The 20,947-nt window shown below is 65.9% G+C and carries 15 protein-coding genes; 4 read left to right on the top strand and 11 right to left on the bottom strand.

Annotated features, from left to right (window positions below):
• Nucleotide 1: 1 nt before the first annotated feature.
• The gene (gene glmU / locus GO608_RS10925; protein WP_169199604.1) at nt 2-1,369 is read right to left on the bottom strand and encodes a bifunctional UDP-N-acetylglucosamine diphosphorylase/glucosamine-1-phosphate N-acetyltransferase GlmU; all 1,368 of its coding nucleotides are present in this window, start codon (nt 1,367-1,369) and stop codon (nt 2-4) included.
• On the opposite strand from glmU, the gene GO608_RS10920 reads away from it, so the two are divergent.
• From GO608_RS10920 to GO608_RS10910, 3 genes are read left to right on the top strand one after another with little or no spacing between them, the layout of a single operon-like run.
• A complete protein-coding gene (locus GO608_RS10920; protein WP_169199603.1) occupies nt 1,368-1,526 on the top strand; it encodes a hypothetical protein in 159 nt (52 codons plus the stop codon). The genes glmU and GO608_RS10920 overlap by 2 nt on opposite strands.
• Nucleotides 1,527-1,564: 38 nt before the next feature.
• Complete coding sequence (locus GO608_RS10915; protein WP_169199602.1) at nt 1,565-2,977, top strand: bifunctional enoyl-CoA hydratase/phosphate acetyltransferase; 1,413 nt, start codon at nt 1,565-1,567, stop codon at nt 2,975-2,977.
• A complete protein-coding gene (locus tag GO608_RS10910; protein WP_169199601.1) occupies nt 2,974-4,158 on the top strand; it encodes an acetate/propionate family kinase in 1,185 nt (394 codons plus the stop codon). Before GO608_RS10915 ends, GO608_RS10910 begins: the two co-directional genes overlap by 4 nt.
• 75 nt (nt 4,159-4,233) lie before the next feature.
• Here the strand turns inward: GO608_RS10910 and GO608_RS10905 are convergent, their stop codons facing one another.
• The 10 genes from GO608_RS10905 to GO608_RS10860 form a co-directional block, all read right to left on the bottom strand.
• A complete protein-coding gene (locus GO608_RS10905; RefSeq protein ID WP_169199600.1) occupies nt 4,234-5,697 on the bottom strand; it encodes a glutamate synthase subunit beta in 1,464 nt (487 codons plus the stop codon).
• A 3-nt stretch (nt 5,698-5,700) separates the two neighbouring features.
• Nucleotides 5,701-10,377 carry a glutamate synthase-related protein gene (locus GO608_RS10900; protein WP_169199599.1) on the bottom strand — a complete coding sequence of 1,559 codons (4,677 nt, stop codon included), beginning with the start codon at nt 10,375-10,377 and terminating at the stop codon, nt 5,701-5,703.
• Nucleotides 10,378-10,625: 248 nt separating this feature from the next.
• Entirely contained in the window at nt 10,626-11,750 is a 1,125-nt protein-coding gene (locus GO608_RS10895) for a deoxyguanosinetriphosphate triphosphohydrolase (protein ID WP_169199598.1), read from the bottom strand.
• Nucleotides 11,747-12,829 (bottom strand): 3-dehydroquinate synthase, encoded by a 1,083-nt coding sequence (gene aroB, locus GO608_RS10890; protein ID WP_169199597.1) that lies wholly within the window; start codon nt 12,827-12,829, stop codon nt 11,747-11,749. Before aroB ends, GO608_RS10895 begins: the two co-directional genes overlap by 4 nt.
• Nucleotides 12,817-13,323 carry a shikimate kinase gene (locus tag GO608_RS10885; RefSeq protein WP_343316878.1) on the bottom strand — a complete coding sequence of 169 codons (507 nt, stop codon included), beginning with the start codon at nt 13,321-13,323 and terminating at the stop codon, nt 12,817-12,819. Before GO608_RS10885 ends, aroB begins: the two co-directional genes overlap by 13 nt.
• An 80-nt stretch (nt 13,324-13,403) precedes the next feature.
• Nucleotides 13,404-15,557 carry a type IV pilus secretin PilQ gene (locus GO608_RS10880; RefSeq protein ID WP_211159496.1) on the bottom strand — a complete coding sequence of 718 codons (2,154 nt, stop codon included), beginning with the start codon at nt 15,555-15,557 and terminating at the stop codon, nt 13,404-13,406.
• On the bottom strand, nt 15,554-16,069 hold the full coding sequence (locus GO608_RS10875; RefSeq protein WP_169199595.1) for a pilus assembly protein PilP: 516 nt from the start codon (nt 16,067-16,069) through the stop codon (nt 15,554-15,556). The genes GO608_RS10880 and GO608_RS10875 overlap by 4 nt, the downstream gene beginning before the upstream one ends.
• Nucleotides 16,070-16,076: 7 nt before the next feature.
• Nucleotides 16,077-16,748, bottom strand: coding sequence for a type IV pilus inner membrane component PilO (locus GO608_RS10870; protein ID WP_169199594.1), 672 nt, complete (start codon nt 16,746-16,748; stop codon nt 16,077-16,079).
• On the bottom strand, nt 16,745-17,317 hold the full coding sequence (locus GO608_RS10865) for a PilN domain-containing protein (RefSeq protein WP_169199593.1): 573 nt from the start codon (nt 17,315-17,317) through the stop codon (nt 16,745-16,747). Before GO608_RS10865 ends, GO608_RS10870 begins: the two co-directional genes overlap by 4 nt.
• Nucleotides 17,314-18,390: a pilus assembly protein PilM gene (locus GO608_RS10860; RefSeq protein ID WP_169199592.1), complete on the bottom strand. Its 1,077-nt coding sequence runs from the start codon at nt 18,388-18,390 to the stop codon at nt 17,314-17,316. Before GO608_RS10860 ends, GO608_RS10865 begins: the two co-directional genes overlap by 4 nt.
• Nucleotides 18,391-18,570: 180 nt before the next feature.
• Here GO608_RS10860 and GO608_RS10855 point away from each other — a divergent pair, with 180 nt between their 5' ends.
• Nucleotides 18,571-20,937 (top strand): penicillin-binding protein 1A, encoded by a 2,367-nt coding sequence (locus GO608_RS10855; protein ID WP_169199591.1) that lies wholly within the window; start codon nt 18,571-18,573, stop codon nt 20,935-20,937.
• Nucleotides 20,938-20,947 lie beyond the last annotated feature (10 nt).

Here is a 20,947-nt window from a genome sequence, read left to right as displayed (position 1 = left end):
ATTATTCTCCCGCCTTTTTCTTTACCGGCCGCTTCCAGCCCGGAATGCTGATCTGTCTGGTGCGCGACACCGTGAGCTGGTCTTGGGGGGCGTCTTTCGTCAGCGTCGTGCCGGCCCCGAGCGTCGCGCCGCGCCCGACCCGGACCGGTGCGACGAGCTGGCTGTCGGAGCCGATGAAGACGTCGTCGCCGATCGTCGTGCGGTACTTGTTCGCGCCATCGTAGTTGCAGGTGATGGTGCCCGCGCCGACGTTCACGCGCCGACCGATGTCGGCGTCGCCGATGTAGGCGAGGTGATTGGCCTTCGAGTCGTCGGCGATCGCGCTGTTCTTGACCTCGACGAAGTTGCCCAGATGAACGCCGTCGCCGAGCGTCGTGCCCGGGCGCGTGCGGGCATACGGCCCGATGACGCAGTCGCGCCCGGTCACGGTGTCCTCGACGTGCGAGAACGGCGCGAGACGCGTGCCCGCGCCGATACGGGCGTTGCGGATCACGCAGTTCGCGCCGATGCGCACGTCGTCGGCGAGCTCGACGCGGCCTTCGAACACGCAGTTGACGTCGATTTCGACGTCGCGGCCGCACAACAGCTCGCCGCGCACGTCGATGCGCGCCGGGTCGAACAGCGTGACGCCGTCCTCCATCAGCCGCGTCGCGATGTTGCGCTGGTGGATGCGTTCGAGTTCGGCGAGTTGTGGCTTGCTGTTGACGCCGAGCGTCTCCCACGCCGCGTCAGGCTGCACGCTCGTGACTTCGACGCCTTCGGCGACCGCCATGCCGATGATGTCGGTGAGGTAGTACTCGCGCTGCGCGTTGTCGTTGCCGAGCCGCGCGAGCCAGCCGCGCAGACGCGCGACCGGGGCGACGAGGATGCCGGTGTTGACTTCGCGCACGCGGCGCTCGTCGGCGCTCGCGTCCTTTTCCTCGACGATGCGCACGACGCGGCCGGTGGCATCGCGAAGGATGCGGCCGTAGCCGGCGGGATCGGCGAGTTCGACCGTCAACAGCGCGAGGCGCTCGCCACGCGCCGCGGCTTCGAGCCGGCGCAGCGTCGGCACGCCGATCAGCGGCACGTCGCCATACAGCACCAGCGCCATGTCGCCGTCGGTCAGATGCGGCAAGGCCTGCAGCACGGCGTGGCCGGTGCCGAGCTGCGGTTCCTGCAACGCCCACTGCACCGGAGCATGCTGCAGCCGCGTCCGCACCGCTTCGCCGCCGTGGCCATGGACGACGCAGATGTGCCGCGCCTCCAGCGCTTGCGCTGCCGCAATGACATGCTCCAGCATCGGCCGGCCGGCAATCGGCTGCAGCACCTTGGGCAATGCCGACCGCATCCGTTTGCCCTGCCCTGCGGCGAGAATCACGACTTCCATGAACACTCCGGTAACCATCGAAAACCGCGCGGATTCTATCATGCAGCCCCCGTCCGGCCCGGTTACCATCTGCATCGCCGAAGCCGCCTGCGGCATTTTTGCGCATCGCACCAAAAATAATCGCGAATGCCGCATGCCGCCTGAACGTGCCCGCTAGAATCCCGCTTTTGCACCGCCAAGAGGGCAGGACCGATCATGATGCAAGTCGCCACCCAGTTCATCCAGAACCGCGTCTTCGACGAGATCCAGGTAGGCGATCGCGCGGAGCTGGTGCGGACGCTGCGCCCGGATGACATCCATCTGTTCGCGATCATGTCCGGCGATGTCAATCCGACCCACGTCGATACCGAATACGCGCGCTCGAGCCAGTTCCGCGAAGTGGTCGGCCACAGCATGTGGGGCAGCACGCTGATCTCGACCATCCTCGGCACCGAGTTTCCAGGGCCCGGCACCGTCTATGTTTCGCAGGGGCTGAATTTCTGGCGCCCGATCACGATCGGCGACACCTTGACGATCACCGTGACGTGCCGCGAGAAGTTCGAGCATAACCACCACATCGTCTTCGACTGCCTCGCGCTCAACCAGGACGGGCTGAAAGTCATCGACGGCGTCGCCGAAGTCCAGGCGCCGACCGAAAAGGTCAAGCGCCCGCGGATCTCGCTGCCGGAAGTGACGATTTCCGACCGCGAACTGCGTTATGGCCACCTGTTGTCGATCACCGCCGGCAGGGCGCCGATCCCGATCGCGGTGGCCCATCCATGCGACGCCGAGTCGCTGCGCGGACCGCTGCAGGCCGCTGCGGCCGGGCTCGTCCTCCCGGTGCTGGTCGGCCCCGAGGCGAAGATTCGCGCCGTCGCGGAACAGGAAGGGCTGGACCTGAAAGGCTTTCGCATCGTCAATGTGCCGCACAGCCACGCTGCCGCCGAAACGGCCGTCGCCCTCGCACGCGACGGCGTCGTCGAGGCGCTGATGAAAGGGTCGCTCCACACCGACGAGCTGATGAGCGCGGTACTGTCGAAAGTCGGCGGCCTGCGCACCGCGCGCCGCGTCAGCCATGTCTTCATCGCCGACGTGCCGACGTATCCGCACCCGCTCCTGATCACCGATGCGGCGATCAACATCGAGCCGACGCTCGAGGACAAGGCCGACATCGTCCAGAACGCGATCGACCTCGCGCACGTGCTCGGCCTCGTCGAGCCGAAAGTCGCGATCCTGTCGGCAGTCGAGACCGTGACCTCGAAGCTGCGTTCGACGATCGACGCCGCGGCGCTGTGCAAGATGGCCGACCGCGGCCAGATCCGGGGCGGGCTGCTCGACGGGCCGCTCGCGTTCGACAACGCGATCTCGCTCGTCGCGGCCAAGACGAAGGGCATCAACTCGCTGGTCGCCGGCAACGCCGACATCCTCGTCGTGCCGGACCTCGAATCCGGCAACATGGTCGCGAAGCAGCTCGAATACCTCGCGGACGCGCTGATGGCGGGCGTGGTGCTCGGCGCGCGCGTGCCGATCGTGCTGACGAGCCGCGCCGACACCGCCGAGACGCGCACCGCGTCATGCGCGATCGTGCAACTGATGGCGCACAAGAAGCGCGAGGCAAGACTCGCATGAAAGCGATCCTGGTCATCAACGCGGGTTCGAGCAGCGTCAAGTTCGCGCTGTACGCGACCGAACCGGAACTGGCCGCGAAGCCCGCGCTGTCGGGGCAGATCGAGGGAATCGGCGCGACGCCGATGCTGTCCGCGCAGGACGCCGCGCGCCTTCGCTACCGCGAGCCGGTGCATACCGCGGGGGGGCAGGCCGAGCAACATCGCGACGCCCTCAACCACCTGTTTTCCTGGCTCGCTGCGCACAACCCGACGCTCGACATCGTCGCAGCCGGGCATCGCATCGTGCATGGCGGCGACCTCCACAGCGCGCCGGTGCGGCTGAACGAGTTCGTGCTGGGCGACCTCGACAGCTTCGTGCCGCTCGCGCCGCTGCACCAGCCGCACAACCTGCGCGCCGTGCGCGCAGTGGCCGTGCTGCTGCCCGGCATCCCGCAGGTCGGCTGCTTCGACACCGCTTTCCATCGCACGCAACCCGCGCTCGCGCAGGCGTTCGCGCTGCCGCGCGCGATCACCGCTCGCGGCGTCAAGCGCTACGGCTTCCACGGCCTGTCGTACGACTACGTCGCCCGGCAGCTTCCCGACGTCATCGGCGCGCAGGCGAGCGGCGCGGTGCTGATCGCGCATCTGGGCAACGGCGCGTCGATGTGCGCGCTGCGCGACGGCAGGAGCATCGCCTCGACGATGGGCTTCACCGCCGTCGACGGCCTGATGATGGGCACACGCACCGGCAGCCTCGACCCGGGCGTGCTGCTGTACCTGATGGAACAGCAGCACATGGACGCAAAGGCGCTGACGAACCTGCTGTACAAGGAATCCGGGCTGCTCGGCGTATCCGGCATCAGCCAGGACATGCGCACGCTGCTGGCGTCGCCGGCGCGCGAAGCGAAAGAAGCGGTCGACCTATTCTGCTACCGCATCGCGCGCGAGATCGGCTCGCTCGCAGCGGCAGCGGGCGGGCTCGACGCGCTGGTATTCACTGGCGGCATCGGCGAACACGCCGCGCCGGTGCGCGCGCAGGTCGCCGAACTGTCGGCCTGGCTCGGCGTGAAAATCGACGCGCAGGCGAATGCCGCCGATGCCACCCGCATCGACGCCGCTGACAGCCGCGTCGCGGTCGCGGTCATACCGACGAACGAGGAGCGGATGATCGCGCGCTACACGGCCGAGTTGCTGAAGCTGTAAGCGGCGCGGGTACGTACACACAAACGACAGGGGCGACCCGCAGGCCGCCCCCTTCCAATAGTCCAGCCGCTCGCCTCAGCGCGGCAGCACGCTCTGCCCCATGAGGAACTGGTCGACTTCGCGGGCGCATTGACGACCCTCGCGGATCGCCCACACGACCAGCGACTGTCCGCGGCGCACGTCGCCCGCCGCGAACACTTTCGGCGACGTCGTCGCATAGCAACCTTCGCCGTCGGTCGTCGCCTTCGCGTTGCCGCGGCCGTCCCTGTCGACGCCGAACGCCTCGAGCAGGCTGCCGACCGGGTTCGTGAAGCCCATCGCGAAGAACACCAGATCGGCCCTGACGTCGAATTCCGAACCCGGCACTTCCGCCATCCGCCCGTCCTTCCATTCGAGGCGGACCGCCTTCAAGCCTTCGACCTTGCCGTTCGTGCCGTAGAAAGCTTTCGTCGCGACCGCGAAATCGCGCTCGCAGCCTTCCTCGTGCGACGACGAGGTGCGGAACTTGATCGGCCAGTACGGCCACGTCAACGCCTTGTTTTCCTGCTCAGGCGGCATCGGCATCAGTTCGAACTGCGTCACGCTCGCCGCGCCGTGGCGGTTCGACGTGCCGACGCAGTCCGAGCCGGTGTCGCCGCCGCCGATGACCACGACGTGCTTGCCGGTCGCCGAGATCGGGTTCGGCGCGCCGCCGGCGACCGCCTTGTTCTGCGGAATCAGGAATTCCAGCGCGAAATGCACCCCGTCGAGCTCGCGCCCAGGGACCGGCAGGTCGCGCGGCACTTCCGAGCCGGCGGCGAGGATCACGGCGTCGAACTCCTCCGTGATCGCCTCGGCACTGACGACTTCCTTCGCGTCATTCGCGATACCGGCGGGCAGGTCCGCCGAGCCGACGACGACGCCGGTGCGGAAAGCCACGCCTTCGGCCTGCATCTGCTCGATGCGGCGGTCGATCAGCGACTTCTCCATCTTGAAGTCGGGGATGCCGTAGCGCAGCAGGCCGCCGATGCGGTCGCTCTTCTCGAACACCGTCACGTCGTGCCCGGCGCGCGCGAGCTGCTGCGCGGCGGCGAGGCCGGCCGGGCCCGAGCCGACGACCGCGATCTTCCGGCCGGTCTTCGACTTCGGCGGGCGCGGCTGCACCCAGCCCTCTTCCCACGCCTTGTCGATGATCGCGTGCTCGATCGACTTGATGCCGACCGGGTCGGCGTTGATGTTCAGCGTGCAGGCGGCTTCGCACGGCGCCGGGCAGATGCGCCCGGTGAATTCCGGGAAGTTGTTCGTCGAGTGCAGCACCTCGATCGCCTGACGCCACTGGTTGCGATAAACGAGATCGTTCCAGTCCGGAATGATGTTGTTCACCGGGCAGCCGGTGTTGCAGAACGGGATGCCGCAATCCATGCAGCGCGCGCCCTGCACCGCCGCCTCTTCGTCGGTCAGGCGCAGGACGAACTCCTTGTACTTCTTCACCCGCTCCGCAACCGGCTCGTAGGCCTCGGAAAGACGCTGGTACTCCAGAAATCCGGTGGGCTTCCCCATTTTTTATGCGGCCTCCAGTTGCTTCTGCTTCTGCGCGGCCATTTCGGCCAGCGCCCGACGATATTCGTGCGGCATCACCTTGACGAACTTGCAGCGCCAGGTGGTCCAGTTTTCGATGATCTCGCGCGCATGCGCGCTGCCCGTGTAGCGCACGTGACGCTCGATCAGGCCTTTCAGGATCAGCTCGTCGCCCATCTCGAGATGGTTGATGTCGACCCGGCCGTGCGACTCGAGGTCGTCGCCGGATTCGGAGCCCTTGCGCGCTTCGATTTCTTCCGGCACCGGCTCCAGCGCGACCTGCGCCATGTTGCAGCGCTGCTCGAAAGTGCCATCGGCATCGAGCACATATGCGACGCCGCCCGACATGCCGGCAGCGAAGTTGCGCCCGGTGGGCCCGAGCACGACGACCGTGCCACCCGTCATGTATTCACAGCCATGGTCGCCGACACCTTCGACGACTGCGGTCGCGCCCGAGTTGCGCACTGCGAAGCGTTCGCCGCCGACGCCGGAGAAATACGCTTCGCCTTCGATCGCGCCGTACAGCACCGTGTTGCCGATGATGATGTTCTCGGTCGAAGCGCCGCGGAACGACGCCTGCGGGCGCACGATGACGCGACCGCCCGACAGCCCCTTGCCGACGTAGTCGTTGCCTTCGCCGACGAGTTCGAGCGTCACGCCGCGCGCAAGGAAAGCGGCGAAGCTCTGGCCTGCCGTACCGCTCAGCGTGATATGCACGGTGTCGTCCGGCAGGCCGGCGTGGCCGTATTTCGCCGCGACGCGGCCCGACAGCATCGCGCCGACAGTGCGGTTGATGTTGCGCACCGGCAGCTCGATCCGCACTTTCTCGCCACGCTCGAGCGCCGGCCGCGCGAGCTCGACGAGATGGTTGTCGAGCGCCTTCTCCAGGCCGTGATCCTGCGCCTCGACGTGGCGGCGCGACACGCTCGCCGGCACGTCTGGACGATGGAAGATGCGGCTGTAGTCGAGCCCGCGCGCTTTCCAGTGCTCGATGCCTTGCTTCATGTCGAGCAGGTCGACGCGGCCGATCAGCTCGTCGAACCTGCGCACCCCGAGCTCGGCCATCAGCTCGCGCACTTCCTCCGCGACGAAGAAGAAGTAATTGACGACGTGCTCGGGCTGGCCGGTGAAGCGCTTGCGCAGTTCCGGGTCCTGCGTCGCGACGCCGACGGGGCAGGTGTTCAGGTGGCACTTGCGCATCATGATGCAGCCTTCGACGACCAGCGGCGCGGTCGCAAAACCGAACTCGTCGGCGCCGAGCAACGCGCCTACGACGACATCGCGACCGGTCTTCATCTGGCCGTCGACCTGCACGCGGATGCGGCTTCTGAGGCGGTTCAGCACGAGCGTCTGCTGCGTCTCGGCCAGACCGAGTTCCCACGGCGAGCCGGCATGCTTGATCGAACTCCACGGAGAGGCGCCGGTGCCGCCGTCGTGGCCGGCGATCACGACATGGTCGGCTTTCGCCTTCGCGACGCCGGCAGCGACGGTGCCGACGCCGATTTCGGACACCAGCTTGACCGAGATCGCCGCGGCCGGATTGGCATTCTTCAGGTCGTGGATCAGCTGCGCGAGATCCTCGATCGAGTAGATGTCATGGTGCGGCGGCGGCGAGATCAGGCCGACGCCCGGCACAGAATGGCGCAGAAAGCCGATGTACTCGCTGACCTTGTGGCCGGGCAGCTGGCCGCCTTCGCCGGGCTTCGCGCCCTGCGCCATCTTGATCTGGATCTGGTCGGCGTTGACGAGGTATTCGGCCGTGACGCCGAAGCGGCCGGAGGCGACCTGCTTGATCGACGAGCGCAGGCTGTCGCCCGGATGCAGCTCGAGGTCGCGCGCGACGCGATGCTCGCCGATCAGCTGCGACATGCGCATCGCCTGCGTGACCGGCTTGAAGCGCATCGGGTCCTCGCCGCCTTCGCCGGTGTTCGACTTGCCGCCGATGCGGTTCATCGCGACTGCCAGCGTCGTGTGCGCCTCGGTCGAAATCGAGCCGAGCGACATCGCGCCGGTCGCGAAACGCTTGACGATCTCCTTCGCCGGCTCGACCTCGTCGAGCGGCACCGGAGCCGCCGCGGGCTTGATCTCGAACAGGCCGCGCAGCGTCATGTGGCGCCGTGTCTGGTCGTTGATCAGCTGCGCGTATTCCTTGTAAGTGTCGGACTTGCCGGAACGCGTCGCGTGCTGCAGCTTCGCGATCGCGTCGGGCGTCCACATGTGGTCGTCGCCGCGCACGCGGTAGGCGTAATCGCCGCCGGCGTCGAGCATGTCGACGAGCACCGGGTCATCGCCGAAAGCCCTTTTGTGCAGGCGCAGCGCCTCTTCCATGACCTCGAACACGCCGATGCCTTCGACCTGGCTCTTCGTGCCGGTGAAGTACTTGTCGCACAGCGCCTGCTGCAGGCCGACCGCCTCGAAGATCTGCGCGCCGGTGTAGGACATGTAGGTCGAGATGCCCATCTTCGACATCACTTTCATCAGGCCCTTGCCGATCGCCTTGACGAAATGCTTGATCGCCTTCTCGCCAGCGTCCGCGTCGCCACCGGCAAGCTGCTGCAGCGTCTCCAGCGCGAGATACGGATGCACCGCTTCGGCCCCGTAACCGGCGAGCACGGCGAAGTGATGGACTTCGCGCGCGGTGCCGGTCTCGACGACGAGGCCGGCGCGCGTGCGCAGGCCTTTCGTCACCAGATGCTGGTGGATCGCGGACGTCGCGAGCAGCGCGGGGATCGCTGCGGTCTGCGCGTCGACCTTGCGGTCGGACACGATGAGGATGTTGAAGCCTTGCAGCACCGCGTCTTCAGCTTCGGCGCACAGCGTCGCGAGCCGCGCCTCGACGCCTTCCTTGCCCCACTCGACCGGGTAACACACGTCGAGCTCGGTCGAGCGGAAGCGGCTGTCGGCGTACGCGGCGATGTTGCGGATCTTCGCCATGTCGGCGAAGTCGAGCACCGGCTGCGTGACTTCGAGGCGGTACGGTGGGTTGATCTCGTTGATCTCGAGCAGGTTCGGCCGCGGCCCAATGAACGACACGAGCGACATCACGAGCTGCTCGCGGATCGGATCGATCGGCGGGTTCGTGACCTGCGCGAAGAGCTGGCGGAAGTAGCTGTAGAGGGTCTTTTCCTTCGCCGACAGCACTGCGAGCGGCGAATCGTTGCCCATCGAGCCCGTCGCCTCTTCGCCGGTCTTGCCCATCGGCTCGAGGATGAACTTGATGTCTTCTTGGGTGTAGCCGAACGCCTGCTGGCGGTCGAGCACCGACGCGGGGCACTGCGGCGCGCCGGCATCGGCAGGCGCCTGCAGCTCGTCGAACTTGATGTTGATGCGCTGGATCCACTCGCGATAGGGCTTCGCCGTCGCCAGCGACTCCTTGAGCTCGCGGTCGTCGATGATGCGCCCCTGCTCGAGGTCGATCATGAACATCTTGCCCGGCTGCAGGCGCCATTTCTTGACGATCTTGCTGTCCGGGATCGGCAGCACGCCGGATTCGGACGCCATGACGACGAAGTCGTCGTCGGTGACGAGATAGCGCGCCGGACGCAGGCCGTTGCGATCGAGCGTGGCGCCGATCTGGCGGCCGTCGGTGAAAGCGACTGCGGCGGGGCCGTCCCACGGCTCCATCATCGCCGCGTGGTATTCGTAGAACGCGCGACGGCGCTCGTCCATCAGCGTATGCGACTCCCACGCTTCGGGGATCATCATCATCATCGCGTGCGCGAGCGAGTAGCCGCCCATGACGAGGAGTTCCAATGCGTTGTCGAACGACGCCGAGTCGGACTGACCCGGGTAGATCAGCGGCCAGATCTTCTCGAGATCGGCGCCGAGCAGCGGCGACGAGACGCCTTTCTCGCGCGCGCGCATCCAGTTGTAGTTGCCGCGCAGCGTGTTGATTTCGCCGTTGTGCGCGATGTAGCGGAACGGATGCGCGAGGTTCCACTTCGGGAACGTGTTCGTCGAGAAGCGCTGGTGCACCAGCGCCAGCGCGGAGACGGCGCGCGGATGGGCCAGGTCGTCGTAGTATTCGCCGACCTGGGTCGCGAGCAGCAGACCCTTGTAGTTGATCGTTCGCGCCGACATCGAGACGACGTAGAACTCCTTGCCGTGCTTGAGGTGCAGCGCATTGACCGCGTTCGCGGCGCGGCGGCGGATGACGTAGAGCTTGCGTTCGAGCGCGTCGGTGACCGTGACATCCGGGCCGCGGCCGATGAAGACCTGGCGCATCACCGGCTCCTTGGCCTTCACGGTCGGCGACATCGGCATGTCACGATTGACCGGCACGTCGCGCCAGCCGAGGACGACCTGGCCTTCGGCACGCACCGCGCGGCGGATCTCTTCCTCGCACGCCAGGCGCGACGCCTGCTCTTTCGGCAGGAACACCATGCCGATGCCGTACTCGCCGGCGGGCGGCAGCGTCACGCCCTGCTTCGCCATATCCTCGCGGTACAGCACATCGGGGATCTGGATGAGGATGCCGGCGCCGTCGCCCTGCAGTTCGTCGGCGCCCACCGCGCCCCGGTGATCGAGATTCTTGAGGATCTCGAGCCCTTGCGTGATGATTTCGTGGCTCTTGCTGCCCTTGATGTGGGCAATGAAACCCACGCCGCAGGCGTCATGTTCATTGGCCGGGTCGTACAGACCCTGCTTTTGGGGGAGATCCATCTCGTTGTTCCTCGACACGACATATTTGCCGGACAAAACCGGCGTTCATCGGGCGACGGGGCGCCGCATGCAAAAAACGCACCAAAATTGTGCAGACGTCAAAAAAAGCCGGGTGCACTCGCACACCGGCTCTGTTCAGCCCGTGCGCACGCACACGGCCGCTACGTACCATTCAGCGGGCTAAAGAATATACCTGCCTGAAACTCGTGATTCAAGAGTTTTTTGCGCTGCGGTAAGACTATGATGATTCAATGAATTTCGCCCACCGCGAAGAGCCGGCGATGCTCCTTGATCGCATAGCGATCCGTCATGCCGGCGATGTAGTCCGCGATCGCGCGCGGCTGGTCGGCGTGGGCGCGGAGCTGGTACTGCGGCGGCAGCAGCCGGACGTCGCTCATGAAGGCGTCGAACAGGTCGCGCACGATGCGCCGCGCCTTGTCGGTCATCCGCAGCACCTGGTAGTGCAGATAGAGCTTTTCGCGGAGAAAGGACTTCAGTTCCCGAAGCTGCGGCAACAGCGCGTCGGAGTACGCGACGAGAGCCGGCGCCCGGTGCACGTCGGTAAGGGTGACGATGCCGGCGGCAGCGATGTTCGAACGCGTCCTGTCGATCAGGTCGAGCGCCATCGCGTTGATCATGCGGCGGATCGTCTCGTGGATCAGCTTGCGCCCGGCGAGCCCCGGCCACTGCGCTTCGACTTCCCGCCGGCGGGTCGCGAAGATCGCGACCGCGTCAAGGTCGGCGAGCGAGATCAAACCCGAACGCAGACCGTCATCGACGTCGTGGTTGTTGTACGCGATTTCGTCGGCGAGGTTCGCGAGCTGCGCTTCGAGCGAAGGCTGGGTGCCTTCGATGAAGCGCTGCCCGAGCTCGCCGAGCTGCGCGGCATGGGTCCGTAAACAGTGCTTGAGGATGCCTTCGCGCGTTTCGTGGGTCAGGTTGAGCCCATCGAACGCCGCATAGTGCTCCTCGAGCACGTCGACGGTGCGCAGCGACTGGAGATTGTGCTCGAACCCGCCGTATGCCTTCATGCACGCGTTGAGCGCGTCCTGCCCGGCGTGGCCGAAAGGGGTATGTCCGAGGTCGTGCGCGAGGGCGATGGCTTCGGCGAGATCCTCGTTGAGCGCCAGCACGCGCGCGATGGTGCGCGTGATCTGCGCGACTTCGATGCTGTGCGTGAGCCGCGTGCGAAAAAGGTCGCCCTCGTGATTGACGAACACCTGCGTCTTGTATTCCAGCCGGCGAAAAGCCGTGCAGTGAACGATGCGGTCGCGGTCGCGCTGGAACTCGCTGCGTATGCCGGGCGACGGCTCCGCGTGGACGCGTCCGCGCGAATTGCCCTCGCTGACGGCATAGGGCGCGAGCGCGATCACCCGCAGCGCGCCTCGATCGACGCGCCGATCAGGTCCGGCGCCGCGCCTGCATGAAGCACCGCCTTGCCGATCGAGCGCAGCAGGACCAGGCGCAGGCGCCCCTCCTCGACTTTCTTGTCGTTCGCCATCAGCTCGAGATAGGTCGCGACCGGCAGCGGCGGCCCGAGCACTGGCAGCCCGGCGCGCACGTGCAGCGCTTCGATGCGCGCGACCTCGGCAGCGGTCAGCCAGCCCAGCCTGCGCGACAGCTCCGCAGCCATCATCGTGCCGGCGGCGACGGCTTCGCCATGCAGCCAGTTGCCGTACCCCATGCCGGTCTCGATCGCATGGCCGAACGTGTGGCCGAGGTTCAGCAGCGCGCGCTCGCCCTGTTCGGTTTCGTCCGCCGCGACGACTTCGGCCTTGTTCGCGCACGAACGCTCGATCGCGAACGCGAGCGCTTCGGGTTCGCGCGCGAGCACGCGCTCGATGTGCGCTTCGAGCCAGTCGAACAGTGCCGGGTCGCGGATCAGCCCGTACTTGATCACTTCGGCGAGGCCGGCTTTCAGCTCGCGGTCCGGCAGCGTGTCGAGCGTCGCGGTGTCCGCAAGCACGACGCGGGGCTGATAGAACGCCCCGATCATGTTCTTGCCGAGCGGATGGTTGATCGCGGTCTTGCCGCCGACCGACGAATCGACCTGCGACAGCAGCGTCGTCGGGACCTGGATGAACGGCATGCCGCGCTGGTAGGTCGCCGCGGCGAATCCGGCCATGTCGCCGACGACGCCCCCGCCGAGCGCGATCAGCGTCGTCGAGCGTTCGCAGCGCGTCGCCAGCAGCATGTCGAAGACGAGATTGAGCGTCTGCCAGTTCTTGTGCGATTCGCCATCGGGAAGGGTGACGACGTCCACCCTGACACCGTCCGCCTCGAGCGCGCGCTGCAGCCGCGCCAGGTAAAGCGGACCGACGACGTCGTTCGTGACGATCGCGACCCGCGCAGTCCTGAGGAAAGGCCGGATCAGGCCGGCGTCGTCGAGCACGCCCGGTCCGATATGGATCGGGTAGGCCCGATCACCGAGGGCGACGTTCAGTGTTCGCATGTTTTCTTGTGGAAATTCTGGATCGCTTTCTCGACCTGCCTGACCATTCCGCCCGGGTTGCCGCGCCCGCCATCGACGATGATGTCGGCGACTTCACGATACAGCGGATCCCGTTCGCGATACAGGCTCTCGATGCGCTCGCGCGGATTCGACACCTGCAGCAGCGGCCGGTTGCGGTCGTTGCGTGTGCGCTCCCACAGCACCTGCGTCGGCACGTTCAGGTATACGACGATGCCGCGCGCCGCCAGAACGGCCCGGTTCGCCGGATCGAGCACGACTCCGCCGCCGGTCGCCAGGACCAGTCCCGTCTCATGGGTGAGCTCGTCGAGGAGCTGACTCTCGCGACGCCGGAAACCCGCTTCTCCCTCGATTTCGAAGATGGTCGGGATCTTCACGCCGGTGCGAGCCTCGATTTCGTGGTCGCAGTCCACAAAGCGCATCTGATGCCGCCTCGCATACTCGCGTCCCACGGTGGTCTTTCCGGCACCCATCATGCCCACGAGAACGACTAACACCAAACCAGCATCCGGTACGTTGCGGGATCGGGCCCGCGCCCAGTGACGAGCACGCGAGCCTAACGCAGCGTCAGTGAGTCCGCAACTATCCGCGGCGTGATGAAGATCAGCAGCTCGGAGCGGTTCGAGATCTTCGTCGTGTTGCGAAACAGCGCGCCGACGACCGGGACTTCGCCGAGCAGCGGGATGCGCGCCACCGAATCGGCTTCCTCTTCCTCATAAATGCCGCCGATGACGACCGTTCCGCCATTTTCGACGAGCACTTCGCTCTGGATGTTTTTTGTATTTACGGACGGAACCGTGAACCGGGGGTCGAATACCGGCCGGTCCTTGTGGACTTGCACGAAGAGCTGGACGCGCCCATCCGGTGTTATCTGCGGCTTCACTTTCAGCGACAGCACGGCTTTCTTGAACGACACGCTCGTCGCACCGGAGCTCGTCGACTCCTGATAGGGGATCTCGGTACCCTGCTCGATCGAGGCTTCGACCTGGTTCGCGGTCAACACGCGCGGGCTCGAAATGACCCTGCCGCGCCCGTCCGACTCGAGGGCCGACAGCTCCAGGTTCAGGAAACGGGTCGCAGCGTTGTTCCACAGCACTGCGGACAGCACACCCGACCCGGCGGGCGCAGGGAGGTTCACGTTCAGTCCCCCCGGGACGTTCGTCACCGTGCCTGCGACCACCTGGCCGGCATTCGCAGCCGTGCCTTCGAGACCGCCGCCGACCGTCGCCCGCCTGATCGGCCGGCCGTTCGCGTCGAAGCCGACGGTCCTGCCGCCGACGCCGCCGACGCCGAGGCGCACGCCGAGGTCGCGTGAAAAGTCCTTGTTCGCCTCGACGATCCGCGCTTCGATCATGACCTGGCGCGGCAGCAGGTCGATTTCTGCGACGAGCCGCCGGATCGCATCGAGGCGCGAAACGACATCGGTGACGAAGATCTTGTTGCTGCGCTCGTCCATCACGACGCTGCCGCGCTTCGACAGCATCGTCTGGTCCTTGCTCTTCAGGAACTCGAAAATCTCCTTCGCCTTGTGGTAATTGATCTGGAAGCTCTCGGTCTGGACCGGTTCGAGGTCGCCGATCTGGGCCTGCGCTTCGAGCTGCAGCTTCTCGCGCATCGCGAGCTCTTCGCTCGGCGCGATCCAGATCACGTTGCCCGTCTTGCGCATGTCCAGGCCCTTCGCCTGCAGGATGATGTCGAGCGCCTGGTCCCACGGCACGTCCTTCAGACGCAGCGTGAGATTGCCCTGGACGGAGTCGCTGGTAATGATGTTGAAGTTCGTGAAGTCCGCGATGACCTGCAGCACCGACCGGACGTCGATGTTCTGGAAATTCAGTGACAGCTTCTCGCCGCTGTACTGGCCGCGTCCGCCCTGGACCAGCTTGTTCGGGTCCTCGACGACGCGCCGCACTTCGAGGACGAACTGGTTGTCGCTCTGGTACGCGTTGTGCTCCCACAAGCCGGTCGGCGCGACCAGCAGCCTGACGTTGTCGCCTTGCGGTTGGGCGGTCATCGACGTGACCGGAGTGGCGAAGTCGGTGACGTCCGAACGCCGGCGCAGATGTTCGGGCAACGACGCCCCGAGGAACTCGACGACGAGATTTTCGCCTTGCCGGCGGATGTCGATGCCGGTGTCCGGACTCGACAGCTGCACGACGATGCGCGCTTCGCCGTCCTTGCCGCGGCGGAAAGTGATATCCCGGATGCTCCGGGTTTCAGCTGCGGCATCGTGCGCTTTCGGCGCCGCGAAGTTCGCCAGCGCCTGCGACACTGGCGTCGAGGCCACGGCATCGGGCGTGATCGGCGAAAGCGTGATGATGACGTCGCGCCCCTCGACGCGCGCCTCGTACGGCGTCGCCCGAGTCAGGTTGAGCACGAGCCGCGTGCGGTCGCCCGCCTGGACGATGTTCGCGCTGCGCAGGTCCCCCTGGCCGATGTCCTGCTGCGTGCGCCCGAGTCCGTTCACGGTGCCAGGGAAGTCGAACGCGATGCGGGGCGGGGTCGCTACGCTGAAACTCGGCGGCAGGCTCGCAGGCGCTTCCTTGAGCGTGAGCCGGACATAGACGCTTCCGCCCTGCTGGGAAACCTCCATGCCCTCGATCCGGTTCGACATCTCGGCCACGGCTGCCGGTGCCTGGGCGAGCGCCATCGGGACGGCCACCAGCAGCGCCAGCACTGCGTAAAACAGCGCCATCATGCTCTTGCGTTTCATCGTTTCGCCTCCTGGCGCTCCTGCAACAGCAACTTGCTGGTGCGTTCCACCCAGTCGCCATCCAAGTCTTCAACGAGTTCTTTGAGGGTGAGGTCGGCGTCGGAAATGCCGCTCACCACACCGAAGTTCTGCCCCAGGTAGTTGCCGACCCTGACCTGATAGAGGCTCTTGTCTACCCGTACCAGCGCGTGCACCCGCTCGCCCTGCCTCATCACGCCGACGAGCTCGAGCGACTCGAGCGGAAACGCCTCCAGCGGCTCGCGGCGGCGGTTCAGGTCCGGTCCGCTGCCGGGCCCGCTTTTCGTTTCGGGCTCGAGCCGTTCCGGGGCGAACGGCGGTGTCCTGTCGGCCACCGCATACTCGACGACGGGAAAAGGCCTGACTTCGGGAAGCGGCTTGACCGCGCCGCGCATCCCTTTTTCCTGCTCCGTCATCCAGCTCCGGATGTCTTCCTGGTCGCTCGAACAGGCTGCGAGTGCCGTCACGCAGGCGAGAATCAGAAGGCGCTTCATAGGCTTCTCACTTGCGTCCCTTGGCGCTCTCGGCGGCCTTGGCCTGCTGCCGCTGCCGGGCGAGTTCCTCCTCGTCCAGGTAGCGGTAGGTCGTCGCCCGGGCGTCGAGCTTGAGCGTTCCGTCCTTCTGCCCCTCGATCGCGATGTTGTTCAGCGTCACGATGCGAGGCATGCTCGCGACGTCCTCGGCGAACGTCCCCAGGTCGTGATAGGCGCCGACGATGCGCACTTCGATCGGCATCTCGGCGTAGAAGTCCTTGACCACTTCGGCGCCGGGCTTGAACAGCTCGAACTGCAGCCCGCGGCCAAGCCCGGCCTGATTGATGTCGGACAGCAGTGAGTCCATTTCCGCGCGGTTCGGCAGCTGCTTGAGGAGCGCGCCGAACTGGCGATCGGTTTCCTCGAGCTGAAGCTTGTAGGCGTCGAGATTGACGGCCAGCTTCTTCTTCGAGACCCAGCTCTGCCGCAGCTCGGCCTCCTCGGCCTCACGCGTCTCGAGCAGCGCGGCCTGGTCGCGCCAGTCGAACCACCAGGCTGCCGCGATCGTTGCGACCAGCAGCGCGACGAAGACCGCGATGCGTGGCGCGAGCGGCCAGGCACCCGGATCGTTCGGGTCGAGCCCGCGGAAGTCCTGGGACAGGCGTTCGAAGTCGATTTGCCGCAGGCTGTCGAGTTTCACGGCTTCGCCTTCTTGTCTTCTTCGGCCGGCGGGCTTTCGATGCCGATGTCGAGCGCGAACTCGCTGACGCGCCGATTGTTCAGCGTGGCCGATTTCACTTCGACCAGCCCCGGCTGCTCGAGGAACGGCGAGCCGTCGAGATTGCGCATCAGGTGCGAGACACGCGAGTTCGACTGTGCATACCCGAGCAGCCCGATCTTCGGCCCGTTCTGCTTGATCGATTTCAGATACACGCCCTCCGGCATGTGCACGGCGAGTTCGTTCAGCAGGTGCACGGACTGCGCGCGCGTGCCCTGCAGCGACTCGATTACCTGCTTGCGCGCGACGAGCGCGTCGATCTGCTCGCGCAGGCGCTTGATCTCGGCGATTTCGGCGTCGAGTTTCTTGATTTCCGCGCTGAAGAAAGCGTTCCTTTGCTCCTGGCGCTCGACGCGATCGACCATCACGGCATGTACCAGCAGGCCGATTGCCAGGCCTGCGCTGACCATCAGCGCGGAGAAGACGTAGAACTGCTGGCGCCGCTCGCGGCGCTTCGACTCGCGGTGCGGCAGCAGATTGATTCGAATCATGGATCGAATCTCCGAAGCGCCAGCCCGCATGCGACCATCAGCGACGGGGCATCGGCAAGCAGGTTCCTGGCCCTTACGCGCGGCGACAGCGCCATGGCGGCGAAGGGGTTGGCGACGGTGGTGTCGACCTGCGTTCTGCTGCTCACGACTTCCGGCAGCCCCGCAATGGCGGCACAACCGCCCGCCAGCACGATCTTGTCGACCTGGTTGTACTGGGTCGAGGTGAAGAAGAATTGCAGCGCGCGCGAGACTTCGAGCGCGAGGCTGTCCATGAACGGGCGCAGCAGGTCGCGCTCGTAATCTTCCGGCAGCCCGCCGGCGCGCTTCGCGGCTTCGGCGTCCTCCGGGCTCATGCCGTACTGCCGGGCGATTTCCTGCGTGAGCTGGTTGCCGCCGAACGCCTGCTCGCGGAAATAGATCTGCTGGCCATTGCGCAGCACCGTGACACCCATGACGTTGGCGCCGATGTCGACGACCGCGACGATCAGGTTCACCGCGCCTCCGGGCAGCTGTCGGGCGACGAGATCGAAAGCCGCTTCGGCGGCGAAGGAGTCGACGTCCACCACGACCGCCTTGAGGCCCGACGCCTCGACCACCGCGACGCGATCCTCGACTTTTTCCTTGCGCGACGCGGCGATCAGCACCTCGACTTCGTCCGGACTGCCGGGCGACGGGCCGACCGTCTGGAAATCGAGATTGACTTCGTCGAGCGCGAAAGGAATGTACTGGTTCGCCTCCGACTCGACGTGGATCTCCATTTCCTGGTCTCGCAGTCCGGCCGGCAGAATCATTTTCTTCGTGATCACCGCGGACGCGGGCAGCGCAACCGCGACCTGCTTGATGCCGGAGCCCATGCGCCGCAGCGCACGCCGGATCGACTCGCTGACGCCTTCGATGCTGTTGATGTTGCCGTCGACGACCGCGTCGCGGGGCAGCGACTCGATCGCGTAGCGCTCGATCCGGTAGCCTTCCTTCTCGCCCCCCGACAGCTCGACCATCTTCACTGATGAAGATGAGATATCGAGCCCAGCCAACTGGCGCACCTTAGGACGAAACAGGGATAGGTCGATCACAAGGGAAAAGCCTTGAATTTCTTTACGTTACGCACGATCGTCGAACAGATTCCGGGATGCTAGCAACAAGGATGGGAGGTGTAAAGAAGTGTAACCCGGAATGGGCGAAAGGGCGGCCGGAACCGGCGCGCGAGCGGGCGATCGTATAATCGCTTCCCCACACCCTAATCTGGACTTTCGATGCGTTGGGTTTTCTATCCCGTTGCTGCGCTGATCGTTTTGGTCGTTCTCGGCGTCGCAACCCTGGGAGCGATGTCTGCACTGGCCTGGCCGAACCTTCCGTCGCTGCGGGCGCTGACCGATTACCGCCCCAAAATCCCGCTCAGAGTATATACGGCGGACGGCCACCTCCTCGGCGAATTCGGCGAGGAACGGCGTGCGGTCGTGCGCATCGACGCCGTCCCGATGCAACTCAAGCAGGCGATCCTCGCGGCGGAGGACGAGCGCTTCTACGAGCATCCGGGGATTGACGTGATCGGCATCGGTCGGGCAGCGCTGGCGAACGTGGTGTCCGGCGGGCGCGGCCAGGGCGCTTCGACGATCACGATGCAGGTCGCGCGCAATTTCTTCCTTTCGCGCGAAAAGACCTACAACCGCAAGCTGTATGAAATCCTGCTCGCGCTGAAGATCGAACGCAGCCTGACCAAGGACCAGATTCTCGAGCTGTACATCAACCAGATCTACCTCGGACAGCGGGCCTACGGCTTCTCGACCGCGTCCAGGACGTACTTCGGCAAGTCGCTGCAGGAGCTGACGCTTCCCGAGTCGGCGATGCTCGCCGGACTGCCGAAAGCCCCTTCCGCGTACAACCCGATCGCGAACCTGCGCCGCGCCACGCTGCGCCAGCAGTATGTGCTGCGCCGCATGGTCGAAGCCGGCTACATCGACAACGAAACCTACGAAAAAGCCCGCGATACTCCGCTGCAGATCACGACTGCGCGCTCGACGACGAATCCGATGCGCGGCGATTACGTCGCGGAGATGGCCCGGCAGATCGCCGTCGAGCAGTTCGGCGATGAGGCCTACCATGCCGGCATCCGCATCATCACTACCGTGATGCACGAGGATCAGGCCGCGGCCCAGCGCGCAGTGCGACAGGGCGTGCTCGATTACGACCGGCGTCGTGGCTACCGCGGCCCTGAAGGCTTCGTCGATCTAAGTGGCGTCGCAGCCGACGACGAGGAGCGCCTCGACGAGTTGCTGTCGGAGTTCGAGGAGTACGACGACCTGCTCCCGGCGCTGGTTCTCGAGGCTTCGCCGAAGCGCGTTCGCGTCTATCGCCACGGCGAAACGATCACGATCAGCGGCAGCGGACTGAGTTTCGCGGCGCCGATGCTCAACCAGCGCGCACCGCAGAGTCGGCGGATCCGCCCGGGGGCGGTCGTGCGCGTCCGCGACAACGGCGAGAAAGGCTGGGAAATCCTGCAGGTACCCGAAGTCCAGGCGGCGCTGGTGTCACTCGACGCGAACACCGGCGCGGTTCGGGCGCTGATCGGCGGCTTCGACTTCGGTCACAGCAAGTTCAATCACGTGACGCAGGCCTTGCGCCAGCCGGGCTCGAGCTTCAAGCCGTTCATCTATTCGGCCGCGCTCGAACGGGGTTTTTCGCCGAGCAGCGTCGAAGACGACGCGCCGCTCTTCTTCCCCGCCGGCGTCACCGGCAGCAAGGACTGGGAACCGCGGAACTACGACGGCAAATACAACGGGCCGATGACGTTGCGCGACGGCCTGGCGCGCTCGAAGAACATGATCTCGATCCGCGTGCTGCAGTCGATCACGCCGCACTATGCACAGGACTACATCACGCGCTTCGGCTTCGACGCACAGCGCCATCCGCCGTACCTGACCATGGCCTTGGGGGCAGGCAGCGTGACGCCCTGGGAAATGGCGGGAGCGTATGCCGTGTTCGCCAATGGCGGCTACCGCATCGATCCGTACATCGTGAAGGAGATCATCGACGGCGACGGCCGCGTGGTGGCGAAAGTCGATCCTCCGATCGCCGGCGAAAGCGCCCCGCGCGTCATCGACCCGCGCAACGCGTGGCTGATGAATTCGATGCTGCAGGACGTGATCCGGCGCGGCACCGGCACCCGCGCCCTGGTGCTCAAGCGCGGCGATCTCGCTGGCAAAACCGGCACCACGAACGACTACGTCGATGCGTGGTTCACCGGCTACAACCCGGATCTCGTCGCCGTGAGTTGGATGGGCTACGATCAGCCGCGCAATCTCGGCCGTGGCGAAACCGGCGGTTCGGCAGCGCTGCCGATATGGGTGAACTACATGCGCACGGCGCTCAAGGGCGTCCCGGAGAAGGCCCTCGCGCGGCCCGACGGACTGCTCGCGATCCACTTGGCCGGCAGCGGCCGCGAAGAGTACATCTATCGCGAGAACCTGCCCCCGCAGCCCCTGGAGGTTCCGACGCTGCCGGTCGGCCTCTTCCCGCCGGCCGAAGCGCCCGACGAAGCGGTGCCGGTGGCGCCGATGCAAACTCCGTACAACGCTCCCGCCCCGGTCGTCGAACGCACGCCGACGCCTGTAAACCCTTAAGCAGCGGCGT

Origin of the sequence: Aromatoleum buckelii, from assembly GCF_012910785.2 — a bacterium.
Lineage (GTDB): Bacteria > Pseudomonadota > Gammaproteobacteria > Burkholderiales > Rhodocyclaceae > Aromatoleum > Aromatoleum buckelii.
Note: the sequence above shows the minus strand (reverse complement) of the source record. Positions and strands in the feature narration are given on the sequence as shown.

Bases quoted from the DNA above. Each gene is read 5' to 3' on its own strand.
- GO608_RS10915 (WP_169199602.1), top strand. From the start codon at position 1,565: ATGATGCAAGTCGCCACCCAGTTCATCCAGAACCGCGTCTTCGACGAG.
- GO608_RS10880 (WP_211159496.1), bottom strand. From the start codon at position 15,557: ATGAAACGCAAGAGCATGATGGCGCTGTTTTACGCAGTGCTGGCGCTG.
- aroB (WP_169199597.1), bottom strand. From the start codon at position 12,829: ATGCGAACACTGAACGTCGCCCTCGGTGATCGGGCCTACCCGATCCAT.
- GO608_RS10885 (WP_343316878.1), bottom strand. From the start codon at position 13,323: ATGATGGGTGCCGGAAAGACCACCGTGGGACGCGAGTATGCGAGGCGG.
- GO608_RS10855 (WP_169199591.1), top strand. From the start codon at position 18,571: ATGCGTTGGGTTTTCTATCCCGTTGCTGCGCTGATCGTTTTGGTCGTT.
- GO608_RS10910 (WP_169199601.1), top strand. From the start codon at position 2,974: ATGAAAGCGATCCTGGTCATCAACGCGGGTTCGAGCAGCGTCAAGTTC.
- glmU (WP_169199604.1), bottom strand. From the start codon at position 1,369: ATGGAAGTCGTGATTCTCGCCGCAGGGCAGGGCAAACGGATGCGGTCG.
- GO608_RS10905 (WP_169199600.1), bottom strand. From the start codon at position 5,697: ATGGGGAAGCCCACCGGATTTCTGGAGTACCAGCGTCTTTCCGAGGCC.
- GO608_RS10920 (WP_169199603.1), top strand. From the start codon at position 1,368: ATGAACACTCCGGTAACCATCGAAAACCGCGCGGATTCTATCATGCAG.
- GO608_RS10865 (WP_169199593.1), bottom strand. From the start codon at position 17,317: ATGATTCGAATCAATCTGCTGCCGCACCGCGAGTCGAAGCGCCGCGAG.
- GO608_RS10875 (WP_169199595.1), bottom strand. From the start codon at position 16,069: ATGAAGCGCCTTCTGATTCTCGCCTGCGTGACGGCACTCGCAGCCTGT.
- GO608_RS10900 (WP_169199599.1), bottom strand. From the start codon at position 10,377: ATGGATCTCCCCCAAAAGCAGGGTCTGTACGACCCGGCCAATGAACAT.